The sequence below is a fragment of the Halomonas sp. H10-59 genome (assembly GCF_040070555.1).
Lineage (GTDB): Bacteria > Pseudomonadota > Gammaproteobacteria > Pseudomonadales > Halomonadaceae > Halomonas > Halomonas litopenaei.
The window spans coordinates 1,496,507-1,523,428 of the sequence record NZ_CP098828.1 but is presented as its reverse complement, the minus strand read 5'-3'; the positions used below and the strand labels follow the sequence as shown (position 1 = coordinate 1,523,428).

The following is a 26,922-nucleotide window of genomic DNA, read 5'->3' as shown; positions in this document are numbered from 1 at the left end:
TCACCATCGTGATCGCAGAGGATGCGAGATGAGCCAGGTCAGCGTGCAGGACCCTTCCAACAGCACCCGTCGTCCCAGCGCCACCAGCGTGGCGGAGGACATCGTCGGCAGTGTCGAGGAGGACATCGTGCTGGGGCGTCTGCACCCCAGGGAGCGGCTGGTCGAGGAGGACCTGATCGAGCGCTTCGACTGCAAGCGCCACGTGGTGCGTCAGGCGCTGTTTCAGCTCGAGAGTATCGGCCTGGTCGAACGCATCAGGAACCGCGGCGCCTTCGTCAAGGCCTACACGCCCGAAGAGGTCGAGCAGCTCTATGCCATGCGTGAGATCCTCGAACTCGCCGGTGTCGATGCCCTGCCACTACCGGCGCCGGAGCAGTGGCTGAGCGAGCTCGAGCACATCCATCAGCGCTACAGCACTGCCGTGGACGCCCATGATCTGCGACGGGTATTCCATCTCAATATCGCCTTTCACCGCACCCTGTTCGCGGCGACCGGCAATCCCTACCTCTACGAAACCATCAACGAGTTCGCCCAGAAGGCCCACGGCATTCGTTTTATCGCCATCGCCGACAGCCACAGCCTGTCCCGGGCGCGCCACGAGCATCAGGCGATGATCGAGGCGATCCGCCAACAGGACCGCCACGCGCTGCGCGAGCTATGCCGGCAGCACCTGCTGCCCTCCAAGAATCGCTACCTCGAGCTGCATCCTTCCAATCGCTAGGCGCTGACATCCGTCGCAGGCATCCCTTGAAGGCGCCCCTGGCGACCTCCGGGAACTGACGCGCCACTAGGGCTTGTCTGAAAAGTGCCTGCGCTCGGTAATACGGCGTTAAAAATCGGATCAAAATGCTCATTTACACCCCGTAAACTGCGCTTTCTCACCGATTTTTGCCTTGTCTAACCTTCGCTCGTCGACTTTTCGGACAGCGCCTAGACTCTTCCAGCGCTTCCTCCAGCGGCCGACAGGGCGAGCCATCAGCCTTGCTCGCAGGCGCCCTTGGCGACCTCCCAGGACTGACGGATATGATCTTCGAGAAGGTAGCGGGCATCGTGGATACGCCGGTCCAGCGCCAGCTCGACCAGCTCGCCGTGCTGGGCATCGAGGCGGTCACGAATCTCCGGGTTGCCCGGGGCCAGCCGGCGATAGCGATCGAACTGATCGTGCAACTGCTCGATGAAGCGTAACAGCCAGTGCGAACCACAGGGCGCCAACAGGGTGCGGTGAAAACGCTGGTGGGCCTGCTCCCACTGTTCGATCTCGCCCTGGGCCTTGTTGGCCCGCGACAGACGATGGCTGGCGGCCAGCAACTGCGACTCCCACTCGGCGTCACCCTCCTGGAAGGCCTGGGTCAGCGCCATGCACTCCAGCTGCATACGTAGCCGAGAGATATCCTCGAGTTCTTCCGCCGACAGCGGCGGCACCCGGAAGCCGCGCTGATTGTGCTGCTCCAGCAGGCCGTAGGCGGCCAACCGGTTGAGCGCCTCCCGCAGCGGGCTCAGCCCCACCTCGTAGCGCTCTTTCAGCGCGCTGATGGCGAGCTTCTCCCCCGCCGCGAAACGCCCACGGATCAGGTCCTGCTTCAGCGCACTGAACACCTGGCTCGCCGCCGTTTCGCCGCTCGCCGCCACCTCGGCTGGTTGGGAATTGATCATGACAACACTCGCAAATAACAGGCTTGCAGAGTACGTCGGCAATTGACGTTCGCCAAGCGCTGGGCCATAGTTTTTCCAAAATATCGATATTAAATACAGTAGACGATATTTCTTACAACGATCGAGATATTTCTTCCACAAGGGTCGATATCTCTGACAAAACAGGCCCTGGCACAGAATGCCCCGACACAGAAAACCCTGACCCAACAGGGCGGAGCCTGTCCCCTTCACCACAACAACAGCCTCGGAACACGCCCATGTCCCAAGACGCTTCCCCTTCGACAGCGCCCGCTGTCTCGCTGTCTGGCTCTCGCCATCTGCTTCTGCTCATCGCCGCCATCGGCAGTCTGCTGGTCGGCATCATGGGCCTTGGCATTCCCACCGCGGTGGCGCTGATCGTCGCCGGCGCCATCGCCATGACGCTATGCCTTGCCTGGGGTATCGCCTGGTCCCGTCTGGAAAGTGATCTGCTCAAGGGCATCCAGGCCATGCTGGTACCCATCCTGATCCTGATGAGCGTCGGCATGATGGTGGGGGTATGGATGCTCTCCGGCACCATTCCTGCCATGGTCACCCTGGGCCTCGAGTCGCTGACGCCGGGGCTCTTTCTGGTCGTCGCCTGCCTGTCATGCTCGCTGATGTCGGTCATGGCCGGGACCTCCTGGGGCACCCTCAGCACCATCGGCGTGGCGCTGATGGGGGTCGCGCTGGGACTCGGCATTCCCCCGGCCTACGCCGCTGGCGCCATCGTCACCGGCACCTTCTTCGGCGACAAGCTGTCGCCGCTGTCGGATACCACGGTGATGGCCTCGGCGGTATGCGAGGTCAATATCATCACCCACATCCGCCATATGCTGTATTCGACCCTGCCGACCTACCTGATCGCCCTGGCGGTCTACGCCTGGCTCGGCAGCGACGTCGCCACCTCCGGGGCGACCCTCGCCGGTGACGGCATGTCGACCCAGACCCAGGCGATCATCGACACCCTGGCCGCCACCTTCAGCGACAATCTGCTGACCCTGTTGCCGCCCCTGGTGGTGTTCGGCTGCATCCTGGCCAAGAAGCCGGTGCTGCCCGCCTTCATGCTCGGCATCGTCAGCGCGGCGCTGATCGCGGTGGTGCTCCAGGGCGCGAGCCTTTCCGAGATCGGTTCCGCCATGAACGCAGGCTTCGTCGCCGATACCGGGGTCGCCATGGTCGACAAGATGCTGTCCCGGGGTGGCCTGCAGGGCATGATGTCCACCGTGGCGGTGCTGATCGCCGCCGCCGTATTGGGGGCCCCGTTCAAGAGTGCCGGCACCCTGGACGCCGCCATCGCCTACCTGGCCCGACGCCACGCCGGCCGGCGCCAGGTGCTCGGTGGCTCCATGGCGCTGCATAGCCTGGCCTTTCTGCTGACCGGCAGCTACTACGTGACCTTCTCGCTGCTTGGCCCGCTGCTGCGCCCGCTGGTCGCCAGCAGCGGCAGCCCGACCAGGAACCTGTCACGTATCCTCGAGGACACCGGCACAACCCTGTCGCCGCTGGTGCCCTGGGGCGTCACCGGCGCCTTCACCGCCGCCACCCTGGGGGTCGCCACCGACGACTTCTTCGTCTACGCCATCCTCTGCTACGGCGCCATCGCCTTCTCGTTGCTCTATGTACTCACCGGCCTGACCCTGGGTCATGGCAGCGACGAGCGCCAGCCGGCCGGCTCCGCCTCCGGGGCCTGATATTCCGCCAGGGCCTGCGTCACCGCTGGATCGCGGCCACGATGAACATCAAACCCGCCATCATTCTCGGGGCCCGCCTTGCCGGGCCCCGAACCGTTGGATCGCTCTTCAGGGGATTGACGGCCTTTCGAGGGCGCGGCATAGTCGGATCATAAAATCGATTTTTAACACCAATAACGATTGACCCGATCCAGCTTGGATCAGCGACCTCGAGTCAGCCACCTTGAAGAGAGACGCCATGTCTTCCCAGCGCGCGAACCCCAGCTCCCTGTCCACTCCCTACCCCGATGCCACGCCCTACCCGTCCCGGCGCAGCCCGACCTATTCTCGCGATGGCATGGTGGCGGCGTCCCAGCCCCAGGCCGCGCAGATCGGCCGTGACGTGCTCGCCCGCGGCGGCAACGCGGTAGACGCCGCCATCGCCACCGCCGCCGCGCTGACGGTGGTCGAGCCCACCGGCTGCGGCATCGGCGGCGACGCCTTCGCGCTGGTGTGGATCGCCAACGATGATCAGGGCAACGGCGAGCTGCACGGGCTCAACGCCAGCGGCGTGGCGCCCCAGGCGCTGAACCGGGAAGCGCTGGTCGAGGCCGGCCACGACAAGGTCCCGCTCTACGGCTGGACCCCGGTGACGGTGCCCGGCACGCCATCCGCCTGGGCCGAACTGTCGCGCCGCTTCGGCAAGCTGGACTTCAAGACCCTGCTCGAACCCGCCATTCGCCTGGCCCGCGATGGTTTTCCGGTGTCACCGGTCATCGCTAGCCTGTGGCAGCGCGACACCGCGACCTTCCACAAGCACCTCGAAGGCGAAGCCACCCAGCCCTGGTTCGACACCTTTACCTTCGATGGCCGCGCTCCCGACGCCGGTGAGTGGTTTCGCAACGAAGACCAGGCCAGGACCCTGGAGGCCATCGCCGAGAGTCAGGCGGAGAGCTTCTACCGGGGCGAGCTGGCCGAGGCCATCGACGCCTTCTCGCGTCGCACCGGCGGCTATCTGCGCAAGGACGACCTGGCGGCCTATCAGCCCGAGTGGGTCACCCCGATCTCGGCCCGCTACCGCGACGTCGACGTCTGGGAAATCCCGCCCAATGGCCAGGGCCTGGTGGCGCTAATGGCGCTGCGCCTGCTCGATGGCTATCCGGCGTCCCACCGCGACGACCCGGAACTGCTGCATCGTCAGCTCGAGGCGATGAAGCTCGCCTACACCGACGGCAAGACCCACATCAGCGAGCCAGAGGCCATGACTTACTCGGTCGAGGAACTGTTGTCCGACGCCTACACCGAGGCCCGTCGCGAGCTGATCCAGGACGCGGCCATCGACCCGCAGCCGGGCAAGCCCAGGGCCGGTGGCACCGTCTATCTGGCCACCGCCGACGCGGACGGCAACATGGTGTCCTTCATCCAGAGCAACTATCACGGCTTCGGCTCCGGCATCGTGGTGCCGGGAACCGGCATCGCCTTGCAGAACCGCGGTCACGACTTCAGCCTCGACGAGAGCCACGACAATGTGCTCAAGCCTGGCAAGAAGACCTTCCACACCATCATCCCGGGCTTCCTGACCCGAAACGGCAAGGCGCTGGGGCCCTTTGGCGTGATGGGCGGTTTCATGCAGCCCCAGGGCCACGTCCAGGTAGTGATGAACCTGGTCGACTTCGGCCTCAACCCCCAGTCGGCACTGGACGCACCGCGCTGGCAGTGGATGGGCGGTCGTACCATCGGTATCGAGCACGGCTATCCGGCACCGCTGGTACGTGCCATGGCCGCACGTGGTCATCGCATGCAGGTGGATACCGACAGCCGCAGCTACGGCCGTGGCCAGGTGATCCTGCGTGACCCCGATACCGGCATCTACTGTGGCGGCACCGAGCCCCGCACCGACGCCACCATCGCGGTGCTCTGACCCATGAGCGTACAAGCTTCGCTATTTGCCGCCTTCTTTCGCATCGGTATCTTCGGCTTCGGCGGCGGTCCGTCGATGATTCCGCTGGTCCACCAGGAGGTGGTCAAGCGCCACGCCTGGATGGACGACGACGCCTTCGCCGATGTCCTGGCCATCGGCAATACCCTGCCGGGGCCCATCGCCACCAAGATGGCCGGCTACATCGGCTATCGGGTCGGCGGGGTGTTCGGCGCCATCAATGCGGTGGTGGCGGTGATCGTGCCGGTGATCTTCGCCATGATCGCGCTGCTCGGCCTCTACAGTCGCTACGGCGACCAACGCTGGGTGCAGGGCATGGGGCTGGGCGTGGTGCCGGTGGTGATGGTGATGATGGCCCAGCTGACCTTCGATTTCTTCCAGAAGTCCCGGGCCGGGCTCGGCGTGGTCGCCACCCTGGTCATGGGAGTGGCCGCCGGTGGCCTGATCTATGGTCTTGGCGTACACCCTGGGCTGATCATCGGTGCCATTCTGATCGCCGCTCTGCTCAGGCCCGAGAAGCCCCGCAACGCCCCTGAAGGAGGTCGCTTGTGATGATCTACTGGCAGCTGTTTCTGGCCTTTTTCATCCCCAATATCGTCGGCTACGGCGGTGGGCCCGCGATCATTCCGCTGATCGAGAACGAGGTGGTCGGCACCTACGGCTGGATGACCCATCAGGGCTTCGCCGAGACGCTGGCGCTGGGCAATGCCCTGCCGAGCCCCATCGCCACCAAGATGGCCGGCTACATCGGCTATGAGGTAGCCGGCGCCGGCGGTGCCATGGTGGCGGTGCTGGCCACCGTCGGCCCTTCGCTGCTGCTGATGCTGGCGGCCCTGGGCACCCTCTATCGCTACCGTGACTCGATCAAGGTCAAGTCCATGAGCCAGTGGGTCCGTCCTGTCGTCATGGTGCTGATGGCCTACCTGACCGTCAGCTTCCTCAAGGAGGGCATGGCGACATCGGGCCTGGTGCACACCCTGATCATCGCGGCAGTGGCGGCACTGCTGCTGCTCAAGACCCGCGTACACCCGGCCCTGGTGGTGTGCTTCGGGCTGGGCTATGGCGCCCTGCTGCTGGGCTGAGAGACGACACACCATCGCCGAACCAACCACAACAATACGCATTCGCTTCGAACCACCCACAACAATCAACGTCGACCATCCATTCCAACAATCAGTGACAACAACCCTCAACGCACAGGACATTCCCATGACCCTCTATCGCGCCCCTTCCACGACCACACTCTCTCGCCGCTCTTTCACCCGGACCGCGCTGGCCCTGGTGGTTTCTGCCTCCGCCCTGGCCGCCACCAGTGTGGCCATGGCCCAGGACGCCTATCCCGACAAGCCGGTGGAATTCATCGTGCCCTGGTCGCCGGGCGGCGGCAGCGACACCCTGATGCGCCTGGTCGCCAACCACGCCGAATCCCAGCTTGGTCAGCCGATCCCGGTGATCAACATGCCCGGGGTCAGCGGCACCACTGGCCTCAAGGAGCTGTCCCGGCGTGACGCCGACGGCTACACCATCGGTCAGGTCCACGAAGGTCTGATGGTGGCCCATCACACCGGCCTGACTCCGCTCAACTACGATGACTTCGAACCGGTGGCCGGAGTCACCCAGTCGCCCCAGTACCTGACGGCGCCCGCCGACGCGCCCTACACCACCTTCGAGGAGTTCGTCGAGTACGCCAAGGCCAACCCGGGTGAGGTCCGCTTCGGCGTGACCCTGGGCGGTGTGCCGCATATCCACGCCGCCATGATGGAAGAAGCCGAAGACCTGCAATTCCGCTACGTCGGCTTCGAGGGCACCGGCTCGCGCATCCGCGCCCTGGTCGGCGGCCACATCGACGCCGCCATCGGCGACATTTCCTCCAGCGGCGAGTTCGTCAAGAACGGTGACCTGCGATTCCTGGCGGTGGGCAGCGAGGAGCGCCAACCCGAAGCGCCGGACGTGCCGACCTTCGCCGAACTCGGCCATCCTGAGCTCAAGCTGAACATCATTCGCGGCATTCTGGCACCCAAGGGCACCCCGGAAGAACGCATCGACACCCTGGCCGAGGCCTTCGAGGCCATGAGCCAGGACGAGGCCTTCGCCCAGGCGGTGCACAACGCCGGCGCCAGTGTGGTGTTCGAAGGCCCCGAGGCGTTCGCCGAGTACCTCGAGACCAGCAACGCCACCATCGAGCGTCTGTCAGGGAAGCTTGCACGATGAGCCAGAGCACCACCGACCGCTCCCCTTCCGGGGAGCGGCACGCCCCGGGCCGGGGTGGTCCCCTGGCCCATGTGCTGTTGAACATCGCCCTGGCGGCGCTGTTCACCGCGCTCTTTGTCAGGGCCCAGGCGCTGCCATCGTCGATGTGGGAACCACTGGGTTCGGGCAGCTTCCCGCGGCTGGTGCTGGCGGCGCTGGTGGCATTGAACCTGGCCATCGCCTTCAAGGAGGCGCGTGCCTTCCTGCGCCAGAGCCCCGGTGAGCGCGGCCAGGTCGGTGCCTGGATCTGGCGTCACCGGCTGGCCTTCGCTGTGCTGGCGCTGTTTGCGGTGTATATCATCGCCCTGCCCTGGCTGGGTTTCAGCCTGGCCTCGCTGGCCTTCCTGCTAGCGGGTCAATGGCTTCTGGGCGCGCGCTCGCTCAAGGCCCTGGCCATCGCTGTGGTGGTCGCCCTGGTGTTCTCGCTCGGGGTCGACACCCTGTTCCGCGACGTCTTCGTCATCAGCCTGCCCCGCGGCCTGTTCGGCTGAGGCGGCAACGACTCCTCGAGGAAATTGCTCATGATGGATGCGCTGCTGTCCGGCATGGACCAACTGTTTACGCTCTCGACCATGTTCGCCATGCTGCTGGGTGTCATCGCCGGCGTCATCGCCTCGGCGATTCCTGGCTTCACCATCACCATGGCCATCGTGCTGACCCTGCCGCTGACCTTCACCATGGACCCGCTGCAGGGCGTGGCCACCATGCTGGCGGTCTATGTCGGCGGTTATACCGGCGGCCTGATCTCCGCCGCGCTGCTCGGCATCCCCGGCACGCCGTCGTCGGTGGCGACCACCTTCGACGCCTTCCCGATGGCGCGCAAGGGCGAGCCTGGCCGCGCCCTGGCGCTGGGTATCTGGGCTTCCTTTTTCGGCGCCCTGGTCAGCGTGGTGGTGTTGATCATCGCCGCCCCACCACTGGCGCTGATCGCCGTCAAGCTGGGCGCCTGGGAGTACTTCTCGCTGATCATCTTCGCCATGACGGTGGTCGCAAGCCTGGTCGGCAAGTCCATGCTCAAGGGCCTGATGACCGGCCTGCTGGGACTGTTCATTGCCACCGTCGGCTCCGACCCGATGATGGGAGTGGCACGTTTCACCTTCGACTCGGACCTGCTCGCCAACGGTTTCCCCTTCCTGGTGGTGCTGATCGGTATCTTCGCCGTCAGCCAGCTGCTGTCCGAGGTGGAAGACGCCGAGGGCGTCAAGCACGGCAAGGCGCTGATGCCCGACGACGTCCACTTCAACCCCATGGCGGCGCTGAAGGAAACGCTCAGCTATCCGGTCAACCTGGTGCGCTCTTCACTGGTCGGGGTGTTCATCGGTGCGGTGCCCGGCGCCGGCGGCAGCATCGCCAACCTGCTGGCCTATGACCAGGCCAAGCGCGCCTCGAAGACCCCGGAGGCCTTCGGCACCGGGACGCCGGAAGGGGTGATCGCCTCGGAGTCCGGCAACTCGGCCACCTCCGGTGGCGGCCTGATTCCGATGATCGCCCTCGGTATCCCCGGCAGCGCGGTGGACGCGGTGTTGATGGCCTCACTGATGGTCCACGGCATCGGCGTCGGTCCGCGCCTGATCATGGATCACGGTGATCTGGTCTACGGCATGTTCATGGCGATGCTGGTGGCCGCCTTGATGGTACTGGTGGTGTGTCTGTTCAGCATGCGCTGGTTTCTGCGCGTCACCGAGGTGCCCAAGTCGATCATCGTGCCGGTGGTCCTGGTGTGCTGCGTGATCGGTGCCTTCGCGCTGAACAACCGGGTCACCGACGTCTACCTGCTGCTCGGTGTCGGCGTCTTCGGCTACGTGCTCAGCAAGCTGGACTACCCGCTGGCACCGCTGGTACTGGGCGTGATTCTCGGCCCCATCGCCGAGACCAACCTGCGCCGCGCGCTGATGTCCGACGAGAACTGGATGTTGTTCTTCACCCGTCCTATCTCGCTGGGCCTGCTGTTGCTAGCGGCACTGTCGGTCGTGCTGGCGGTACGCCACCACCGTCGCACCAAGCGGCTGCAGGCGGCCTGACGGCCTGGGTGCAACTCACCCGACAGTCCCTCGACGGGGCCCTGCTGGCCCCGTCGACGGTCACCATAACGATAACCCCTCCCCCTTCTTCCCTGACGACAAGGTTCCCCATGCGCTCTTTCTCCCAGCGTCTGCTGTCCCCCCTGGCCATCGCCTGCGCGACGATGCTGACGATGCCCGCCGCCTTCGGCGACGAGGCTCGCCAGGTGCGTATCGCCGTCGATGTGCCTTATCCACCGTTCGAATACCGCGACGCCAACGGCGAACTCGCGGGCTTCGAGATCGATCTGGGCAACGAGTTGTGCAAACGCGCCGAACTGGACTGCGAGTGGATCGTCCAGGGCTGGGACGGCATCATCCCCGGCCTGTTGGCACGCAAGTACGACGCCATCCTGTCGTCGATGCGCATCACCGAAGCGCGTGAACGCCAGGTTCGCTTCAGCGAGCCCTACGCCATGTCGCCCAAGGTCTGGGTGGCCCGTCGCGGCGAGGCCGTCGACCCGGAAGACCTGGCAAGCCTCGAGGGCATGACCGTCGGCGTCCAGCGCGGTACCACCCAGGACACCTACATCACCGGGCGCTATCGCGACACCCTCGATATCCGCCGCTACGCCACCGCCGACGAGGTCGCCCTCGACATGGAAAGCGGGCGTCTGGACCTGGCCTTCATCAACTACCCGGTGGCCATCGAGGCGCTGGATATCAAGGCCGAGGATGGCGACTTCACCCAGGTCGGCGAGCGTATCAATTCGCCAGAATCGATCTTCGGGCGCGGCAACGCCATCGCCGTGCGCCCCCGCGATGAAGCCCTGGCCGAGACCTTCAACCAGGCTCTAAACGAGGTCTACGCCGACGGCACCTTCCAGCGACTGATGGAGCAGTACTTCGACTACGACCTGCGCCCCGCCAGCCGCCTGTAACCGGCATGGCAATCACAAGGGCCCGCCTGAGCATGGCGGGCCCTTGTCGTTTCCGTCGTGGTTTCCCTTGTAGCTTCCCTTGATGCTTCCCTCGATGCTTTCCACGTTGTTCTGACCGGCGTCGGCTCAGCTTTCCGCCTCACCCCGCTTTTCGCCGTCGCGTGGATTACCGCTTTCGTTGCTGTTTTCCGGGCCGCTGTCAGGGCCGGCCTCGTCTCCGTCGACACTAGCACCGCCGCCGTTGTCGTCACTCGCTTTGCGGGCATAGCGTGCCAGCAACCACCTGACGCCTCTCTCCCACGCCCAGGTGGGTAAAAGCCAGTGCAGGAAGATCAATATCCTGGCGTCCCGAGGCCGCGCGTAGCGTCGACGCGGGCGACTGGCGGTCAGGGCATGGACCACCGCCTCGGCGATCATCTCGGGGGTGCCGGCCCGGGAGTGATCGGCGAGGATCTCGGCCATGCCGCGCTTGATCCGCGCATAGGGCGCCTCGGGAGGGTTCTCGCACAAGGGCTTGCGGGCAATCGCCGCCCATTCGCTGCGAATCACCCCGGGCTGGATCAGGCTGACGGACAGGCCAAAGGGGCGCGTCTCGACCCTCAGGGCATCACTCAGCGCTTCCAACGCGTACTTGGTGGCGTGGTACCAGCCACCCACCGGAAACCAGATACGGCCGGCCATGGAGCCAATATTGACGATGCGACCGCGCCGTCGACGTCGCATGCCGGGCAAGACCTCCCGAGTCAACGCCATCAGCCCGAACACGTTGACCTCGAACTGACGCCTGGCCTCCTCGATCGGGACTTCCTCCAGCACGCCATAGCTGCCGTAGCCGGCGTTGTTGACCAACCCATCGAGCTCGACGCCGTCGCGCTCGATACGTGTCAGCACCGCGGCAATGCTGTCGGCGTCGGTGATATCCAGCGACAGCACCCGGGCGCCCTTGCCAGCCAGGTGGCTCATGCGCTCGACCCGCCGAGCGCCTGCGTAGACGATAAACCCCTGCTCGAGCAGCGCGGTGACGATCGCCTCGCCGATCCCTGACGACGCCCCTGTCACCAGCACGCACCTTTCAGTCCCTTGATGGTTCAACGGCCAAGCTCCCTATTTCATGGATTCGGTTACCACGCTAGCGCGTTTGAATTCGAAGATGGCACTCACCTTTCGAGGTAGGTGCTCGATCTTGTGCTCTTTTAACCCCGACCATGGTGAAGAGGCACAGGCCTCGGAGAGAAGGCACAGACTCGAGCTTTCATCACGTTATGCTCAAACATGCTTGGACAATCCAGGGGGGCTTCTTATCGGGTAACGCTGATCTAGAGTATGAAGTGCCTTTGAAGCGACTGGCCTCGGCCCTCGGCCGGCCACCGTCTCCCATGTCAGCACCGCCGTTGACACTCGTGCCTGCGCCACCGCCATCACGACCGTGCTCATCGGCGCCAGCGCTATCGATAACCGTCCCAGGAGCCGCCATGCCCATCCGCACGATCAACGCCCTTGCCCTGTCGCTCGCCCTTGCCATCACACCGCTTGCCGTCACACCACTTGCGGCCTTTGCCGACGAGATGCCCGGCCGTCAGTTTGCTGATGTAGGAGACTTTCGCGTCGCCTATCGCGAATGGGGCGAGCCTGGTGACCCGGCGGTCATGCTGATCCATGGCATTCCGCTCAACAGCGTGCTGTTCTCCCGGGTGGGCCCGCTGCTGGCGGAACAGGGCTATCACGTCGTCGCGCCCGGCCAACTCGGGCTCAGCTACACCGACGGCCCCATGGATGCCGACCACTCGCTCAAGGGCCAGGCCGAAATCATAACCGACTTCGCCAATCAGGTGATGCCCGGCCCCTACATCCTGTTCGGCCACGACCTGGGAGGCGGCATCGCCCAGATCATGGTGACCGATTCCGAGCTCAAGGAGCAGAACCAGGTCCGCAAGATCGTGATCGGCAACTCCGCCGTGCTCGACATGTGGCCGGTCCCTGAGGCCAACGCCGCCATCGCCAAGGCCAAGTCCGCCGAGGCCAGCCAGATCTTCAGTGCCGACAACGTCCGCGAGATCGTCAAGAACTTCGCCTCGGCAGGTCTCATGCAGCCGGAGGAGACCCTGACCGACGAAATCCTAGAGGACCTCTATGGCAACTATGCCGAGAACGAGTCGACCCGCAACCATTTCATCGAGTACCTCAAGGCCATGGATAACCGCCTTACCCTTGAGGCCTCACCTCAGATGGTGATGTGGAACAAGCCTGCGATGCTGCTGTGGGGCGTGCATGACCCCTTCCAGCCGCCCTACGTCTCCGGCGTGGCGCTGGCCCGCATCATGCCCCACGCCACCTGGGAATATCTGGACGCCAGCCACTTCTATCCGCTGGAGCGCCCACAGGAGGTGGTCGACGCCTTCGTTGCGTGGGACCAGCAGTAGAAGGTTCTGCCCTTGTCAGCGCTGCTCGCCGGGAGACCCGACCTTGGGTCCTGAACGGCGACGGCGTTCACCATGCCGATCACGCGCCCGCTTGATGCGGGCGCGTGCTGTTTCGCCAGCCGCTTTAAATCCCTTGGCGGTAAGCGAGCCCTCGCTCTCTCGTGGCGGGCGCCAACCTGAGGCATAGTGGACGCTCGATAGATTTCTTTCGCATCCATCATTTGCCCCTGGTCGACTCGCCTGTACTGGCTACCCGGGGCCCTGCAACGGAGGTCAGACATGGCTCGCATCCACGACGACAATGCCCAGGCAATCGGCAACACCCCACTGGTGCGGCTGAACCGGGTCAATGAAGGCGCCACGATCTGGGCCAAGATCGAGGGGCGCAATCCGGCCTACAGCGTCAAGTGCCGGATCGGTGCGGCGATGATCTGGGATGCCGAGGAACGCGGCGTGCTCAAGCCGGGCATGACCATCATCGAGCCCACCAGCGGCAATACCGGCATCGCCCTGGCCTTCGTTGCCGCCGCCAAGGGCTACCCGCTGACCTTGACCATGCCGGCCTCCATGAGCCTGGAGCGACGCAAGGTACTGAAGGCCCTGGGCGCCGAACTGGTGCTGACCGAACCGGCCAAGGGCATGCCCGGCGCCATCGCCAAGGCCGAAGAGATGGCCAAGTCCGATCCGTCGACCTACTTCCTGCCCCAGCAGTTCTCCAACCCGGCCAACCCGCGCATCCACGAGACCACCACCGGCCCCGAGATCTGGAACGATACCGACGGCGAGGTCGATGTCTTCGTAGCCGGCGTCGGCACCGGGGGCACCCTGACCGGGGTCTCGCGCTACATCAAGAAGACCCAGGGCAAGGCGATCACCACCGTGGCGGTGGAGCCCACCGACTCCCCTATCCTGACCCAGGCCAGGGAAGGCAAGGAACTCAAGCCCGCTCCCCACAAGATCCAGGGCATCGGAGCCGGCTTCGTGCCGGACAATCTGGACATGGATCTGGTCGATCGCGTCGAGACGGTCACCAACGAGGACGCCATGGCCATGGCCCATCGACTGATGCGTGAGGAAGGCATCCTCTGCGGCATTTCCTGCGGGGCAGCGGTCGAGGCTGCGGTGCGTGTCAGCAAGCTGCCTGAGTTCGCCGGCAAGAATATCGTGGTGGTACTGCCAGACAGCGCTGAGCGCTATTTGAGCTCGGCGCTGTTCGCTGACCTGTTCACCGAGCAGGAACTCAACCAGTAACGTCGCCCAGACGGTCAACAGGCGAGCCGGCCCGTGCCGGCTCGCCTGTCATTTCGATCCCGCCTTTCATCGCTGCCGCTGGAGAGGCGAGTCGCGCAGCCTCCCGCGGCATCTCAGGTATTGAGCACCACGCCGCCATTGAGGTGCAGCGTCTGACCACTCATGTAAGACGACTCCTCGCTGGCCAGATAGACATAGGCGGGCCCCATCTCGCTGGGTTGGCCTGCCCGATTCATCGGCACCTGACCACCGAACTCGGCGACCTTTTGTTCGTCGAAGCTCGCCGGGATCAACGGCGTCCATACCGGCCCCGGGGCCACTGCGTTGACGCGAATCTCGCGATCCATCAGGGTCGCCGCCAGCGAACGTACCAGTGCCTGCACCGCCCCCTTGGTCGCGGTGTAGTCGAGCAGCGTGTCATTGCCCTTGAAGGCATTGATCGAGGAGGTAGCGATGATGGTATCGCCGGCGTCGAGGTGGGGCACCGCCGCCTTGGACAGATAGAAGTGGCTGTAGACATTGGTGCGGAAGGTCCGCTCCAGCTGCGCATCATCCACTTCGGTAATATCGGACCAGTCATACTGTTCGGCGGCGTTGTTGACCAGGATATTGAGCCGTCCAAAGCGCTCGATGGTGCTGGCCACGGCCTGACGACAGAAGTCGGCATCACCGACGTCCCCCTTGAGCACCAGGCACTCACCGCCTTCCTTCTCGACCATCTGGCGGGTGGTCTCGGCATCCTGATCTTCTTCCAGATGTACGATGGCGCAGTGCGCGCCCTCACGGGCATAGTGCACCGCCACGGAGCGACCGATACCGCTGTCGCCGCCGCTGATCAGCGCCACCTTGCCGTCCAGCTTGCCGCTGCCACGGTAGCTGTCACGGATCACCTCCGGCTCGGGCTGCATGGCCGACTCGCTGCCGGGCTGACGATGCTGTTGCTGAGGGGGTTGCTGTGTAGACATGGATCCACTCCTTCGGCTCATCGACATGGCGAACGTCATGGCCCCCGCCACCACGGGCATCCCTGGGGGCCGGCGGTACGCAACAGGCGTCTGCGGCAGAAGCCCTTTTCTGCACGTGACGTGAAGGTTGTGTACCACTTTTGTACAGAGTGGGACAGTCAGCGACTGACTTCAAGGGCCAAGCAACGACTCTCTACTTTGCACCGTCAAGCATCTCGACCTCTCGCCGCCTTCATGTCGCTCACACTGGTCCATAGGCGCTGCGTGCCGACGTGCCCCCTATCCCCATGGCTTGAAAAGGAACACCCATGCCCCATCGCACTCCTCCCAGCGTCAGTCGCCAACGCAACAAGGTGGTCAGTGCCGAGGAGTCGGTACAGCTGATCCGTGACGGCGACAGCCTTGCCACCGGCGGCTTCGTCGGGGTGGCCTTTCCCGAGGCACTGGCGGTAGCGCTGGAGCAACGCTTCGTGGAGTCCGGCCATCCTCGTGACCTGACGCTGATCTACGCCGCCGGCCAGGGCGACGGCAAGGGCCGTGGCGTCGATCACTTCGGTCACCCGGGACTGCTCAAGCGCGTCATCGGAGGCCACTGGGGGCTGGTACCGCGCTTGCAGAAGCTGGCCATCGACAACCAGATCGAGGCCTACAACCTGCCACAGGGCGTGATCTCCCATCTATTTCGCGACACCGCCGCCGGCAAGCCGGGCACCCTGACCAAGGTGGGGCTCGATACCTTTGTCGACCCACGCCAGGGGGGCGGCAAGATCAACGAGCGCACCACCGAAGATCGCGTGCGGCTGATGCCTATCGATGGCGAGGAGTACCTGTTCTACCAGGCTCAGCCGATTCAGGTCGCGCTACTGCGCGGGACCACCGCCGACGCCGACGGCAATGTGACGATGGAGCGTGAGGCGCTGTTTCTGGAGATGCAGGCCATTGCCATGGCGGTGCACAACTCCGGAGGCATCGTCATCGTCCAGGTCGAGAGTCTGGCCGAACGAGGCACCCTCAAGGCCAAGGACGTGAAGATCCCCGGCGTGCTGGTCGACGCCGTGGTGCTGGCACAGCCCGAGCATCACTGGCAGACCTTCGCCACCCAGTTCAGTCGTGCCTTCGCCGGCGAACTGAAGGCGCCGATGAATGACATCGCCAGCCTCTCGCTGACCGAGCGCAAGGTCATCGCTCGCCGCGCCGCCTTCGAGCTTCGGCCCAACAGCATCGTCAATCTGGGCATCGGCATGCCCGAGGGCATCGCCAACGTGGCCAATGAGGAAGGGCTGCTGGAGTACCTGACGCTGACCGCCGAGCCCGGCGTCATCGGCGGTCTGCCGGCGGGCGGGCTCGACTTCGGCGCCGCCATCAATACCCAGGCGATCATCGACCAGCCCAGCCAGTTCGACTTCTACGATGGCGGCGGCCTGGACATCGCCTTTCTCGGTCTCGCCCAGGTCGACCAGGAGGGCAGCGTCAACGTCAGCCGTTTCGGCCCCAGGCTTGCCGGCGCTGGCGGCTTTATCAACATCAGCCAGAACGCCAAACGGCTAGTGTTCGTCGGCACCTTCACCGCCGGTGCCCAACTGTCCATCGAGTCGGGAAGACTAAAGATCGACGCCGACGGCAGCCAGCGCAAGTTTGTCGAGCGCGTCGAGCACCGCACCTTCAGTGGCCCCCTGGCGGCGAAGCGCGGCCAGCCGGTGCTCTACGTCACCGAGCGCTGCGTGTTCGAACTGCGCGCGCAAGGGCTGACGCTGATCGAGATCGCCCCGGGGGTGGAACTGGAGCGCGACATCCTGGCGCTGATGGACTTTCGGCCCCACATCGACGCGCCCCTTGCCACCATGGATCCCCGCCTGTTCGACAGCGCCTCCATGGACCTGCTCGAGACCCTGCTGGAGCGCCCGATCGCCGAGCGCTTGAGCGTTGATCTCGACACTTACCAGTTCTTCATCAATTTCGAGGGACTGGCGGTCAACGACGATGACACCATCGCCACCATCGAGAGGGAGGTAGAACGCCTGCTTGAGCCCCTGGGCCGTCCTGTCTATGCCATCGTCAACTACGACAACTTCACCATCGCGCCGCACCTTGTCGAGCGCTACACCGAAATGATCTGCGGATTGTCCGAGCGCTTCTACGAGCGCGTCACTCGCTACACCACCAGTGCCTTCCTGCGCCTCAAGCTCGGCGACGCGCTGGAGCGCCGTGCCGATGCACCGCACATCTACGAAAACCGCAAGGACGCCCTGAGCCACCTGCTCGACGAGCAGCAAGACAGCTGACCATTCTGCGACCATATGGCTGTCTGATGGCTCTCCATGAAAAAGGCGCTGGAGTTCCCTCCAGCGCCTTTTGTGCAAGCGGCTTGAAAAACGTCTGCCTTCAGCCGGCTTCCCGATCCTGCATGTCCTGCAGATACTCTTCAGCGAGGTTGGCCTTGGTGGCATCGTCGAAGGCGCGTCCGGCGAGCTGAAACACCTCCTGCTCTTCCTCGTCGAGGTGATGAGTGACCAGATGCTGCAGCTTCTTGGCGCTGGCAAGCCAGCCCGGTGAACTGTAGTCGGTCGTCTCGAGCGCCTCGATCAGCTCATCGATCTCGTGGTGCTCTGCCACGCTGTGCCGCGCCTTCTCCTGGGTCATGTCATGCTCCATCATCGGCATGTACAGGGCCCGCTCTTCTGCGCCAGCGTGGTTCTCGAGCTCCTCCTTGACGCGCTTGAACAGCTCATCGCGCCCGTCACTGTCGCCTTCGGTCTCCACCAGCAGTTCCAGCAGGCGGCGCTGCTTATCGTGGCTCTCACGCAGGGCTTCAAAGATGGTCACGGATCTCTTCCTCCTTGTCGAAGCGAAGCCAGGATCGCGCCGTCGACGGCGTCTGTTCCATGGCGATGTCACGGCTCTTCCATATACCAAACTTGTACAAGGATGGTTATATTGTTCAAGATCCGCAACCCGAAGCCTACGATCGCCTAAGTCTACCGAGTCTGTCCGTGACTCCTTCTCCGCTTAAACAGAGACTTGCTGCCGGTCGGGCTGACGCCGGGTACGCAACCAGAGCATGGCGCTGACGAAGTACACCAGGGTCGGCGGCACGATCCACCACCGATAGGTCTCGAGGAAATCTTCCGGCGCAGCGGCTCCCAGCCAGGGCCACAGCGACATGGTCAGAATCACCGCCAGGCAAGCCACCGCGACCACGAAGCTCGGCTGTCTGGTCGACACCGGAGCAGGCATCGCGGCCGGTTCGCTCTCGCTGACCTCGATGGGACCATAGGCCTCCTCCCAGGGGTCTTGCGTGGAGCAACGAAGGCTCCCCATGACACGACACAGCAGCGGATAGGCGATAAACGAAAGCGCCCACACCGGGATGAAGATGGTGAAAAGGTGCAGCGATCCTTGAAGCAGCAGTCCCAGCGCCAGCAACAATGCCCCGGCCCAGGTCAGTATCGCCGGCAGATTGTCCACACGCTGCTGCCGGTGGCGCCAAAACGGCGCTATTCCGAGGCGTGGCAGGACGAAGTGTTCAGCGGCGATGATCGCGCCGACCGGCGCCATCAGGATGATGAAATAGGACAGCACGTTGAGGAGTTGGGTAAACGCAAAGGGAAAGCAGGCTACCACCGTGGTGACCACGCCCACCGCCAGAGTGACACGGTCAGGATCGTGACGCGTGAACAGCGCCTGAAACGCGAGCCCCGCGCGATACAGACTTGGAATGGAGGTGGTCCAGCCGGCCACCACCACCGCCAGCAGCCCCATCGCCCCCAGTACGCGGAAGGCCACCGCGCCAGGATCCAGCTCTACCAGCGTCGACTTCAGCAACAATGCCGCTGCCGCCCCCATCAAGCCCGCGCAAAGCCAGGCCATGAAGTGACCAATAAACATGCCCGAGGCAGAAAAGTAGCCGTAGGATGCCTTGCGCGCGAACCGCAAGGTGCTCATGTCACTCATGCCCAGGTGCAGGGGCAGATTGACGCTCCAGGCCCAGGCCGCGATCACCCACACCGACAGGCCCGGATCACCCTCGGGAGTCACCCCGGTCCACACCAGCGCATCGAGCACATCGCCGAGAACGGTCAGGCCGTTTGCCGCCCCATGATCAAGCAATACCGGCAGGCACAGAATACCGCTGGCGAGAAAGAGCACGATCATCCAGGGCGCGCAGACACTGGCGAAGTTGGCGATCAGCTTGAAGCCTTTCATCACCATCCAGACCGTGACCGCCCCTACCGCCAGGGCCAGCGCAACAAAGCTCAGACTCTGTGGGTACCAGGCGGTCTGCGGCGGAATATCGGTCAGCACCCGAAAGGCCGAGGCCGACACCGTGATCATGGCGCCGCCGAGTATCATGAAGAACAAACCGTTGACCAGATTGAAGGCCGCCGAAAATCGGCGGCCGGCCACCCGGCCAAGGTAGTCGTACACGGTCATGCGAGCACGCACCGCCACCGGTGCACAGACCCAGGCCCAGGAAAGCACCGCCATCAGGTTACCCAGGATCAGCCCCCAGATCAGGTCGCTGGTCCCTACCCCCAGCGACACCAGCGCGGCGCCGATGACGAACTCGGTACCGGCGATATGCTCACCGGAATACGCCGCCAGAAAGTACTTGCCGCTCAACTGCTGGCTGGGCGGCACTCGCCCAAGGCCGGCCGCTCCCGCCGAGCCACGCGGCTCGGTCGATGTAGAATCGGTCATGATCTTGTTCTCTTCGGGGAATGTTGGCTGCCATCGGGAGTGAATGGCGATCCTGTCGCTGATGACGCGACAGGTGGCCTCTCGCACACCGTCACTCCCGACCCTTTGCCGTCACTGCGTGCCGCTCAGGCCTCCAGGTAGACGACCTGGGTGTGGGTGTACTCGTAGAGTCCGTGCTTGCCGTCGGCGCCGCCGATGCCGGACTTGCGCACCCCGGCGTGGAAGCCCTGCATGGCCTCGAAGTTTTCGCGGTTGATGTAGGTCTCGCCGTAGTCGATCTCGCGGCAGGCACGCATGGCGTTGGCCAGGCTGCGGGTATAGATCGAAGAGGTCAGGCCGTACTCGGAGTCGTTGGCCAGGGCGATAGCCTCGTCCATGTCCTCCACCACCTGAATGGGCAGCACCGGGCCGAAGATCTCCTGACGCATGATGGCCATGTCGTCGCGGCAACCGGCCAGCACCGTGGGTCGATAGTGATGCCCCTTGCCCAGATCGGCGACGCTGCCTCCGCTGACCAATTCGGCCCCCTCTCCTACCGCCTGCTTCACCATCGCATCGACCTTGGTCAGGCCTGCCTGATTGATCAACGGCCCCATTTCCACGTCGGGCTGGGCCAGAGGATCGCCATAGGTGGTGGCGTCCATCGCCCGAGACATTCGCTCGATAAACTCGTCGGCCACGCTGCGCTCAACATAGACCCGTTCGGCGCAGTTGCAGACCTGGCCGGTATTGATAATGCGCGAGGCGCGGATGGCCTTCACCGCCAGCTCAAGATCGGCGTCACCGAGGACGATGGCCGGCGCCTTGCCACCAAGCTCGAGATTGAGCTTGGTCAGGTGGCGCGAGGCACTCTGCATGATCCGTGAACCGGTGGCGACGCTGCCGGTAAAGCTGATCAGGTCGACCCGTGAACTGTCACTGAGCGCCTGCCCGACGCTGCCACCGGTACCACTGACCACGTTGAATACGCCCCTGGGCAGCCCTACCTCCTCGACGATGCGGGCAAAGGCGAAGCAGTTGTTGGGCGTCTCTTCGCTGGGCTTGATGACGATGGTATTGCCGGTCACAAGGGCCGGCGCCATCTTGCGGGCGATCAGGAAAAACGGGAAGTTCCAGGGCAGTATTCCTGCCACCACCCCCAGAGGCTTTCGCAGCATCAGGATGGTCTCGTTGGGCCGATCGCTCTCGATCACCTCGCCTTCGATGCGCCGCGCCCACTCGGCCATGTAATCCAGGTAGTCGGCGGTGAAGTTCACCTCCACCTCGGCCAGACCGCTCACCTTGCCCTGCTCCTCGGTGATCATGCGCGAAAGCCGTGGTACGTCCTGACGAATACGCTCGGCGATTCGGCGCAGGTAGCCGGCCCGCTCGATCGCCGGCAACGCCGCCCAGGCTTTCTGGGCATCACGTGCCGCACCGATGGCTCGCTCCACCTGCTCACCGTCGGATTCGGGAATGCGTGACAGCAGATCGCCATTGGCCGGGTTGAACACCTCCAGGTGGTCGGGCGAGTCGACGAAGGCGCCGTCGATAAAGTTCTGGTGAGTCGGAATCTGGCTCATGTCTGTGTTCCTGTCTTGTCGTTGTCGGATGGTGTGGTGGGACGAGTCTGCGTCAGTAGGTGCGCGAAGCGCCCGCGGTAGCGCTGCCCCCCGCCGCCTCGTCAAACCTCGCCAGTGACGCCCTCGCCGCCTGGCGCAGCAGGCTGACATCGATCGACACGGCGACGAAGTCGCAGCCAAGGCCGATGTAGCGGCGGGCATCGTCTTCCTGCGGAGCGAGAATCCCCACCGCCTTGCCCGCCGCCTTGACGGTCTCGATGGTGGCAGCGATCGCCTGCTGCACCTCGGGATGGCCCGGATCACCGGGGTGTCCCAGCGCCGACGAAAGATCCGCCGGGCCGATGAACACCGCATCCACGCCCTCCACCGCAGCGATGGCGGCGGCATTGTCGACGCCGGCGGCGGATTCGGCCTGTACGATCAGACACAGCTCCCGATGGGCCAACGTCAGATAGTCCTCGACATCGTCCCACCGCGTGGCCCGCACCAGCCCGCCACCGACACCCCGCTTGCCATGAGGCGGATAGCGCATGGCCGCCACCAACGCGCGCGCCTGGGCCTCTGTTTCCACCATGGGCACCATCAGCGTCTGGGTTCCGATGTCGAGCAACTGCTTGATCAACGACGGGTCGTGATTGACGCAGCGCACCACCGGCGCCACCGGATACCCCGCCACCGCCTGCAGCTGGGCCAGAATCTGGGGCACCGTATTAGGCGCATGCTCGCCGTCGATCAGCATCCAGTCGTAGCCAAGGCCCGCCTCGATTTCGGCGCAGTAGCCGCTGGCAAAGCCGGACCACAGTCCGAACTGGACGGCATCGCGCTCAAGACCGGCGCGAAAACGGTTGTCGGGAAGTTGCATGGTCAAGCTCCAGGTCAAGGTCGTGTGTCCATTACTATCAAGGCCGCTGTGGTGTCGCCGTCGCTACTGCAAGTTGACGAACATGCCACCATCTACCAGCAGCGAGGCGCCGGTGACGTAGCGGGCCATGTCGGAGGCCAGAAAGACGATGGGTCCGGCCAGATCATCCGGGTTTCCGAGACGTCCCAGCGGCGTCCGCGACTCCATGTACTGGCGTTTTCCGTCGTCGCTGAGATCGTCTCGATTGATGTCGGTCTCGATGGTGCCGGGCAGCACCGCGTTGCAGCGAATGCCGTAGGGCCCCAGCGCCACCGCGCAGGACTGCATCAGCGACAACAGGCCAGCTTTCGTCGGCGTGTAGTGGGTCTGCATGGCGCCGCCCACCAGGGCGCTGATCGAACTGACCGCGATGATCGCCCCGCCTCGGCCCTGCTCCTTCATTTGCCTGGCCGCCGCCTGAACCGCGAAGTAGGCACCATTGAGGTTGGTATCCACGGTCTTCAGATAGGTCTCGCGGGGCATGTCGAGAAAGCTGTGGAAGGGGCAGATGCCGGCATTGTTGACGAACACGTCAACGCCGCCGAAGTGCTCCACCGCCGCGGCCACCAGCGCCTCGCCGGTGTCAGGATCTTCTGCCGGGGCACCCACGGCCACGGCCTTTCGCCCCAGCGCTTCAATCTGTTGAATCAATTCATCGACCTGGCCCTTGCTGGAAGGACTACCGCTGTAGCCGATGACCAGATCAGCACCCTGGCGGGCACACTCCAGCGCCGCTGCGGCACCGATGCCGCGCGAGGCACCGGTGATGATGACGGTCTTGTCGTTGAGCAACATGGCGTTCTCCTGAAATAGAGGGGTCAAAGCATCCAGATGGGCCGGAGGCGGCGAGCGAGATACCGCTCACAGTCGATAGCAGCGTCTGGCGTTGTCGCGGAACAGGGCATCGCGCTCGCTGTCGGAAACACCGGTCACGATCTCGAGGTACGTCCGCCAGATGTCTTCATAGCCGGCGTACAGGCCGTCCACCGGGAAGTTGGAGGCGAACATGGCCCGCTCGATACCGAAGGCATCGATGGCCTCCCACACCAGTGGCGCTATCGCGTCTCGCGTCCACCGATGGTCGAGCATGCCGAAGCCACTGAGCTTGATCATGACGTTGTCGCAGGCCGCCAACTCACGTAGTCCATCCCGCCAGGCACGCCAGCCATCGAGATGCTGTCGGTCCACGTACATGCCCGCGTGATTGAGCACGAAAAGGATGTCGTCACATTCACGTGCCAGCGCAGCCGCCTGGGCCATCTGGCTCGGGTAGATCTGCAGGTCGAAGGACAGCCCCCGCGATGCCAGCATGCGTAGATTGCTTCGCCAGCCTGGCTCGCTGACGTAGTCACGCCCCACGTAGTCGAACAGTGGATCGTCATGAACGTTCAGGATCTGACGTACGCCGCATACCCGATCGCTCAGCTCGCGCTGAGCATCGAGCTGCTCTTCGGCATCCCCACGTGACAGGTCGACCCCGACCACCAGAGCATCGGGCGCCAGCCGTGCTCCGCTGGCGATCACCTCGGCCAACCAGCGGGTTTCCGCCACCGGATCGACCGCATCGGCCTCCACGTGGACGCAGGCCTGGATATCGACCTCACCTCGCGCGCGCTCAAGATCCTCCGGCAGATGATCCTGCGCCATCGGCGAGTAGTCCCCCAGCAGATTGGGTACCGGGCTTTCCAGCCAGGGTTGGTTTCCGCTGGCCAGTGACCAATAGTGGAGATGGGGATCGACAATCGAGATGGCGCTCATGAGGTGGCTCCTGGAACGAAGGCAAAGACTTCCTCGAGATCCACCACAACAGGCGAATCGTCTGGATGGGTGTCCATGATATCGGCCATGTGCGCCCACCAGCGACGCATGACGGGGAGCTCCGGCAAGTTATCGACGGAGTGGCCCTCGGCCAGCTGCATCACCGCAAACAGGGTGTGGCGATCGCTGTCCAGAAAGATCCGGTAGTCAAGCACCCCGGCGTCGGCCAGCGCCTGGCCCAACTCCGGCCACAACGCGTCGTGGCGACGGCGGTACTCCTGATGCTGGCCGGGGAACAGGTTCATGCGAAAGGCTTTCAATTCCATGGGGCCTCCCTAACGTCACCATCGACGCCGCTGCTCAATGGGTATAGGGACGGCTGAGCTCGCATTCGGGATTCAGGCGAACCCCGAAACCCGGCTTGTCCAGCGCCGACACCGACATGCGGCCCTGGCTCGGCACTGGCTCATCGAGCAGCAGCGGATGGAACATCGGCACCACCTCATCGGCTTTGGGCGCCATCATCAGGAATTCGGCAAAGGGGCTGTTGTGGCGGGTGATAACGAAGTGATAGCTGTACACCGAGGAGCCATGCGGCACGACCAGCTTGTTGTGGGCATCGGCCAGCGCCGAGATCTTGATCAGTTCGGTTACCCCACCGCACCAGCCCACGTCAGGCTGAATGACATCGCAGCAGTCCATTTCCATCAGCAGGCGGAAGCCCCAACGGGTGGCCTCGTGCTCACCGGTGTTGACCAGCATCCCCTTGGGCACATTACGCTTGAGCTCGGCATAGCCCCAGTAGTCGTCCGGCGGCAGGGCCTCCTCGATCCACTTGAGCCCCAGCTCGCTCGCTCCATGAGCCAGTCGTGTAGCGTAGTTCACATCCAGGCTCATCCAGCAGTCGTACATCAGCCAGAAGTCGTCACCGACACGCGAGCGCATCTCGGCCAGATGCTCAAGGTTGCGGGTCAGCCCCTCATTGCCTTCGGCAGGGCCATGTGCAAGCGGCATCTTGCCACCGATAAACCCCATGTCCCTGGCCAGATCCGGGCGCGCGCCAGTGGCGTAGAACTGGAGCTCGTCGCGCACGGCGCCCCCCAGCAGTTCGTGTACCGGCTCGCCACGCACCTTGCCGAGCAGGTCCCAGAGGGCCAGGTCGACCCCGGAGATGGTGTTGATCACGACGCCCTTGCGACCATAGAACAGGGTGGCGTTGAACATCTGATCCCACATCTTCTCGATCTCGGTGATCTTGCGACCCTCGAGAAACCTCGCCAGATGCCGCTCGACGATAAAGGCGCCGATCTCGCCGGCGGTGGTCACCGCGAAGCCCACAGTGCCATCGCTGGCCTCCACCTCCACCACCAGGGTGCCCAGCACATTGAGCCCGAAGCTGCGGCGATTCATCCGGTATTCCGGATACTTGCTCATGGGTGTGGAGATCTGCCCGTCGATCCAGTGTCCTTCGGCCTGGTCATGGTAGTCGGCACCGCCGCCGCGAACGGTGTAGGCGCGAACCTGCTTGATGGTGACATCGGTCATGCGATTCTTCCTCGGATAATGCGCTTGGAATGACTCCTTTCTAGCCAACTCGTGGTCGTCGACACCAATCGAAAAGGCGGCTCTTCTGATACCTTTTTGTTATCGAACGAGGGCAATGCCCGTGCCTAGGCGGCCTTCGGCAACCTCCCGCTTACCGCTCTCCAATAATGGTTTAGACCAATGTCTAAGGCATCGGCGGGCGCTACCTGCTCATAATCTTTAGGTATCACTTCTCACTCCAAGGAGATTCGATGGAGGCCTATCAGGCCCTGCTGGCACGCCTGCGCTACAAGCATCTCTTGATGATCGCGACCCTCGGTCGCCGCAGGAACCTTCACCAGACCGCCGACGCCATGCACATGTCCCAGCCGGCCGCCACGCGCATGCTGGGTGAAATCGAACGGGCTTTTGGCTGCCAGCTGTTCAAGCGCACGTCGCGGGGCATGTTGCCTACCGGTGTCGGGGAGATGCTGATCGACTTTGCCGACAACGCTCTGGCGCGCCTCGACCGCTGTGCCGAGGAGGTTCGTCGTCACCAGTTGGGCGGCCAGGGGCAACTGGCGTTGGGCGCCATCATGGGCGCAGCGCCAGATCTGGTCGCCGATGCCATCATCGCGCTAAAGCGCGACCGGCCGCTGTTGCAGATACGACTGATGGGTGAAACCAGTGACCAACTGGCTGAGCTGCTTGATCAGGGCAAGATAGAGTTGGCCATTGCCCGCTACACCACCGCCTCGCAACACAACGCCTTCGACTTCGAGGCGCTCGGCGAAGAAACCCTGCTGACGGTCGTGCGGCGCGGACACCCCTTGCTTGAGCCAGAGCTCCCTCCACTGTCCGCATTGCTGGACGACTGGCCCTGGCTGCTGCAACCGCTGAGCACACCGGCTCGCCAGGCAGTAGAAAAGGCGTTCGAGGTTCAAGGCCTGGTCTCCCCCCGCGACGTGATCGAGTGCGGCTCGATTTTCGCCGCCTTGCAGTTGGTACAGCGCAGCGACTGCCTGATGGTGATGTCGGAGAGCGTGCTGAGTGAACACCTGGCCATGGGCCGTATTCAGGCCCTGCCACTGTCGCTAGGACGCACCCTGGCGCCCTACGGCCTGATGACCCGCAAGGGAAGCTTGCTCAGTGAACCAGCGAGAGCGCTTTGCGAACGCTTGAGGACGCTAGCCGGTCGGGCTCGTCCAGGAGACGCCAGGTAGCGACCGCCAGCATTGGGACGGACGTCATTTTCGGGCGGACCCAATTGGCAAATTCTTGTTCGGTACGTGCCAAATCGGGCGGCTTCGGGAACACCTCGAGTCGCACCGACAGGTTGTCGGTTAGCATCCGACAGAGGCTACGTCGA

Annotated in this window: 24 protein-coding genes; 13 read left to right on the top strand and 11 right to left on the bottom strand. The window is 64.1% G+C overall.

The genetic code is table 11. The annotated features are described in order from the left end of the window. The first annotated feature begins 28 nt into the window (after positions 1-28). Complete coding sequence (locus tag NFG57_RS06800; protein WP_222569258.1) at positions 29-721, top strand: GntR family transcriptional regulator; 693 nt, start codon at positions 29-31, stop codon at positions 719-721. Between the two features lie 254 nt (positions 722-975). Here NFG57_RS06800 and NFG57_RS06795 read toward each other — a convergent pair whose 3' ends face one another. Next, positions 976-1,653, bottom strand: a complete 678-nt coding sequence (locus NFG57_RS06795) for an FCD domain-containing protein (protein WP_045993333.1) — start codon at positions 1,651-1,653, stop codon at positions 976-978. Between the two features lie 257 nt (positions 1,654-1,910). On the opposite strand from NFG57_RS06795, the gene NFG57_RS06790 reads away from it, so the two are divergent. The 8 genes from NFG57_RS06790 to NFG57_RS06755 all read left to right on the top strand — a co-directional run bounded on the left by NFG57_RS06790 (position 1,911) and on the right by NFG57_RS06755 (position 10,474). Continuing rightward, positions 1,911-3,365: a Na+/H+ antiporter NhaC family protein gene (locus NFG57_RS06790; RefSeq protein ID WP_348815753.1), complete on the top strand. Its 1,455-nt coding sequence runs from the start codon at positions 1,911-1,913 to the stop codon at positions 3,363-3,365. 238 nt (positions 3,366-3,603) lie between these two features. After that, positions 3,604-5,265: a gamma-glutamyltransferase family protein gene (locus NFG57_RS06785; RefSeq protein ID WP_348815752.1), complete on the top strand. Its 1,662-nt coding sequence runs from the start codon at positions 3,604-3,606 to the stop codon at positions 5,263-5,265. Positions 5,266-5,268: 3 nt separating this feature from the next. Beyond that, positions 5,269-5,835, top strand: coding sequence for a chromate transporter (locus tag NFG57_RS06780; protein WP_222569256.1), 567 nt, complete (start codon positions 5,269-5,271; stop codon positions 5,833-5,835). Then, positions 5,835-6,365: a chromate transporter gene (locus tag NFG57_RS06775; RefSeq protein WP_045993337.1), complete on the top strand. Its 531-nt coding sequence runs from the start codon at positions 5,835-5,837 to the stop codon at positions 6,363-6,365. The genes NFG57_RS06780 and NFG57_RS06775 overlap by 1 nt, the downstream gene beginning before the upstream one ends. Before the next feature lie 127 nt (positions 6,366-6,492). After that, the gene (locus tag NFG57_RS06770; protein ID WP_348815751.1) at positions 6,493-7,494 is read left to right on the top strand and encodes a tripartite tricarboxylate transporter substrate binding protein; all 1,002 of its coding nucleotides are present in this window, start codon (positions 6,493-6,495) and stop codon (positions 7,492-7,494) included. Continuing rightward, positions 7,491-8,024: a tripartite tricarboxylate transporter TctB family protein gene (locus NFG57_RS06765; RefSeq protein ID WP_124804276.1), complete on the top strand. Its 534-nt coding sequence runs from the start codon at positions 7,491-7,493 to the stop codon at positions 8,022-8,024. The genes NFG57_RS06770 and NFG57_RS06765 overlap by 4 nt, the downstream gene beginning before the upstream one ends. 30 nt (positions 8,025-8,054) lie before the next feature. Continuing rightward, complete coding sequence (locus NFG57_RS06760) at positions 8,055-9,554, top strand: tripartite tricarboxylate transporter permease (protein ID WP_239452564.1); 1,500 nt, start codon at positions 8,055-8,057, stop codon at positions 9,552-9,554. A gap of 110 nt (positions 9,555-9,664) precedes the next feature. Beyond that, positions 9,665-10,474, top strand: a complete 810-nt coding sequence (locus NFG57_RS06755) for a transporter substrate-binding domain-containing protein (RefSeq protein ID WP_045993339.1) — start codon at positions 9,665-9,667, stop codon at positions 10,472-10,474. Between the two features lie 126 nt (positions 10,475-10,600). Here the strand turns inward: NFG57_RS06755 and NFG57_RS06750 are convergent, their stop codons facing one another. Continuing rightward, entirely contained in the window at positions 10,601-11,539 is a 939-nt protein-coding gene (locus NFG57_RS06750) for an oxidoreductase (protein WP_348815750.1), read from the bottom strand. 407 nt (positions 11,540-11,946) lie between these two features. On the opposite strand from NFG57_RS06750, the gene NFG57_RS06745 reads away from it, so the two are divergent. Then, positions 11,947-12,894 carry an alpha/beta hydrolase gene (locus tag NFG57_RS06745; RefSeq protein ID WP_348815748.1) on the top strand — a complete coding sequence of 316 codons (948 nt, stop codon included), beginning with the start codon at positions 11,947-11,949 and terminating at the stop codon, positions 12,892-12,894. A gap of 279 nt (positions 12,895-13,173) precedes the next feature. Next, complete coding sequence (cysK, locus tag NFG57_RS06740; protein WP_045993341.1) at positions 13,174-14,145, top strand: cysteine synthase A; 972 nt, start codon at positions 13,174-13,176, stop codon at positions 14,143-14,145. 113 nt (positions 14,146-14,258) lie between these two features. On the opposite strand, the gene NFG57_RS06735 is transcribed toward cysK, so the two are convergent. Next, positions 14,259-15,110 carry an SDR family oxidoreductase gene (locus NFG57_RS06735; RefSeq protein WP_045993342.1) on the bottom strand — a complete coding sequence of 284 codons (852 nt, stop codon included), beginning with the start codon at positions 15,108-15,110 and terminating at the stop codon, positions 14,259-14,261. A 308-nt stretch (positions 15,111-15,418) separates the two neighbouring features. On the opposite strand from NFG57_RS06735, the gene NFG57_RS06730 reads away from it, so the two are divergent. Then, positions 15,419-17,392 carry an acyl CoA:acetate/3-ketoacid CoA transferase gene (locus NFG57_RS06730; protein WP_213230575.1) on the top strand — a complete coding sequence of 658 codons (1,974 nt, stop codon included), beginning with the start codon at positions 15,419-15,421 and terminating at the stop codon, positions 17,390-17,392. A 100-nt stretch (positions 17,393-17,492) separates the two neighbouring features. Here the strand turns inward: NFG57_RS06730 and NFG57_RS06725 are convergent, their stop codons facing one another. From NFG57_RS06725 to rhmD, 8 genes are all read right to left on the bottom strand, one after another. Beyond that, positions 17,493-17,933, bottom strand: a complete 441-nt coding sequence (locus tag NFG57_RS06725; RefSeq protein WP_108447580.1) for a hemerythrin domain-containing protein — start codon at positions 17,931-17,933, stop codon at positions 17,493-17,495. Positions 17,934-18,116: 183 nt separating this feature from the next. Then, positions 18,117-19,808: a hypothetical protein gene (locus NFG57_RS06720; protein WP_348815747.1), complete on the bottom strand. Its 1,692-nt coding sequence runs from the start codon at positions 19,806-19,808 to the stop codon at positions 18,117-18,119. 125 nt (positions 19,809-19,933) lie between these two features. Next, positions 19,934-21,370 carry an aldehyde dehydrogenase gene (aldA, locus tag NFG57_RS06715; protein WP_213230569.1) on the bottom strand — a complete coding sequence of 479 codons (1,437 nt, stop codon included), beginning with the start codon at positions 21,368-21,370 and terminating at the stop codon, positions 19,934-19,936. Positions 21,371-21,422: 52 nt separating this feature from the next. Then, positions 21,423-22,232, bottom strand: a complete 810-nt coding sequence (locus NFG57_RS06710) for an HpcH/HpaI aldolase/citrate lyase family protein (RefSeq protein ID WP_348815746.1) — start codon at positions 22,230-22,232, stop codon at positions 21,423-21,425. A 63-nt stretch (positions 22,233-22,295) separates the two neighbouring features. After that, on the bottom strand, positions 22,296-23,066 hold the full coding sequence (locus NFG57_RS06705) for an SDR family NAD(P)-dependent oxidoreductase (protein WP_045994945.1): 771 nt from the start codon (positions 23,064-23,066) through the stop codon (positions 22,296-22,298). A gap of 66 nt (positions 23,067-23,132) precedes the next feature. Further along, positions 23,133-24,029: an amidohydrolase family protein gene (locus NFG57_RS06700; RefSeq protein WP_348815745.1), complete on the bottom strand. Its 897-nt coding sequence runs from the start codon at positions 24,027-24,029 to the stop codon at positions 23,133-23,135. Beyond that, on the bottom strand, positions 24,026-24,355 hold the full coding sequence (gene rhaM, locus NFG57_RS06695) for an L-rhamnose mutarotase (RefSeq protein ID WP_348815743.1): 330 nt from the start codon (positions 24,353-24,355) through the stop codon (positions 24,026-24,028). The genes NFG57_RS06700 and rhaM overlap by 4 nt, the downstream gene beginning before the upstream one ends. A gap of 34 nt (positions 24,356-24,389) precedes the next feature. After that, complete coding sequence (rhmD, locus tag NFG57_RS06690) at positions 24,390-25,574, bottom strand: L-rhamnonate dehydratase (RefSeq protein WP_213230559.1); 1,185 nt, start codon at positions 25,572-25,574, stop codon at positions 24,390-24,392. Between the two features lie 251 nt (positions 25,575-25,825). Between rhmD and NFG57_RS06685 the strand changes: the two genes are divergently transcribed. Beyond that, complete coding sequence (locus NFG57_RS06685) at positions 25,826-26,776, top strand: LysR family transcriptional regulator (RefSeq protein ID WP_348815742.1); 951 nt, start codon at positions 25,826-25,828, stop codon at positions 26,774-26,776. Positions 26,777-26,922 lie beyond the last annotated feature (146 nt).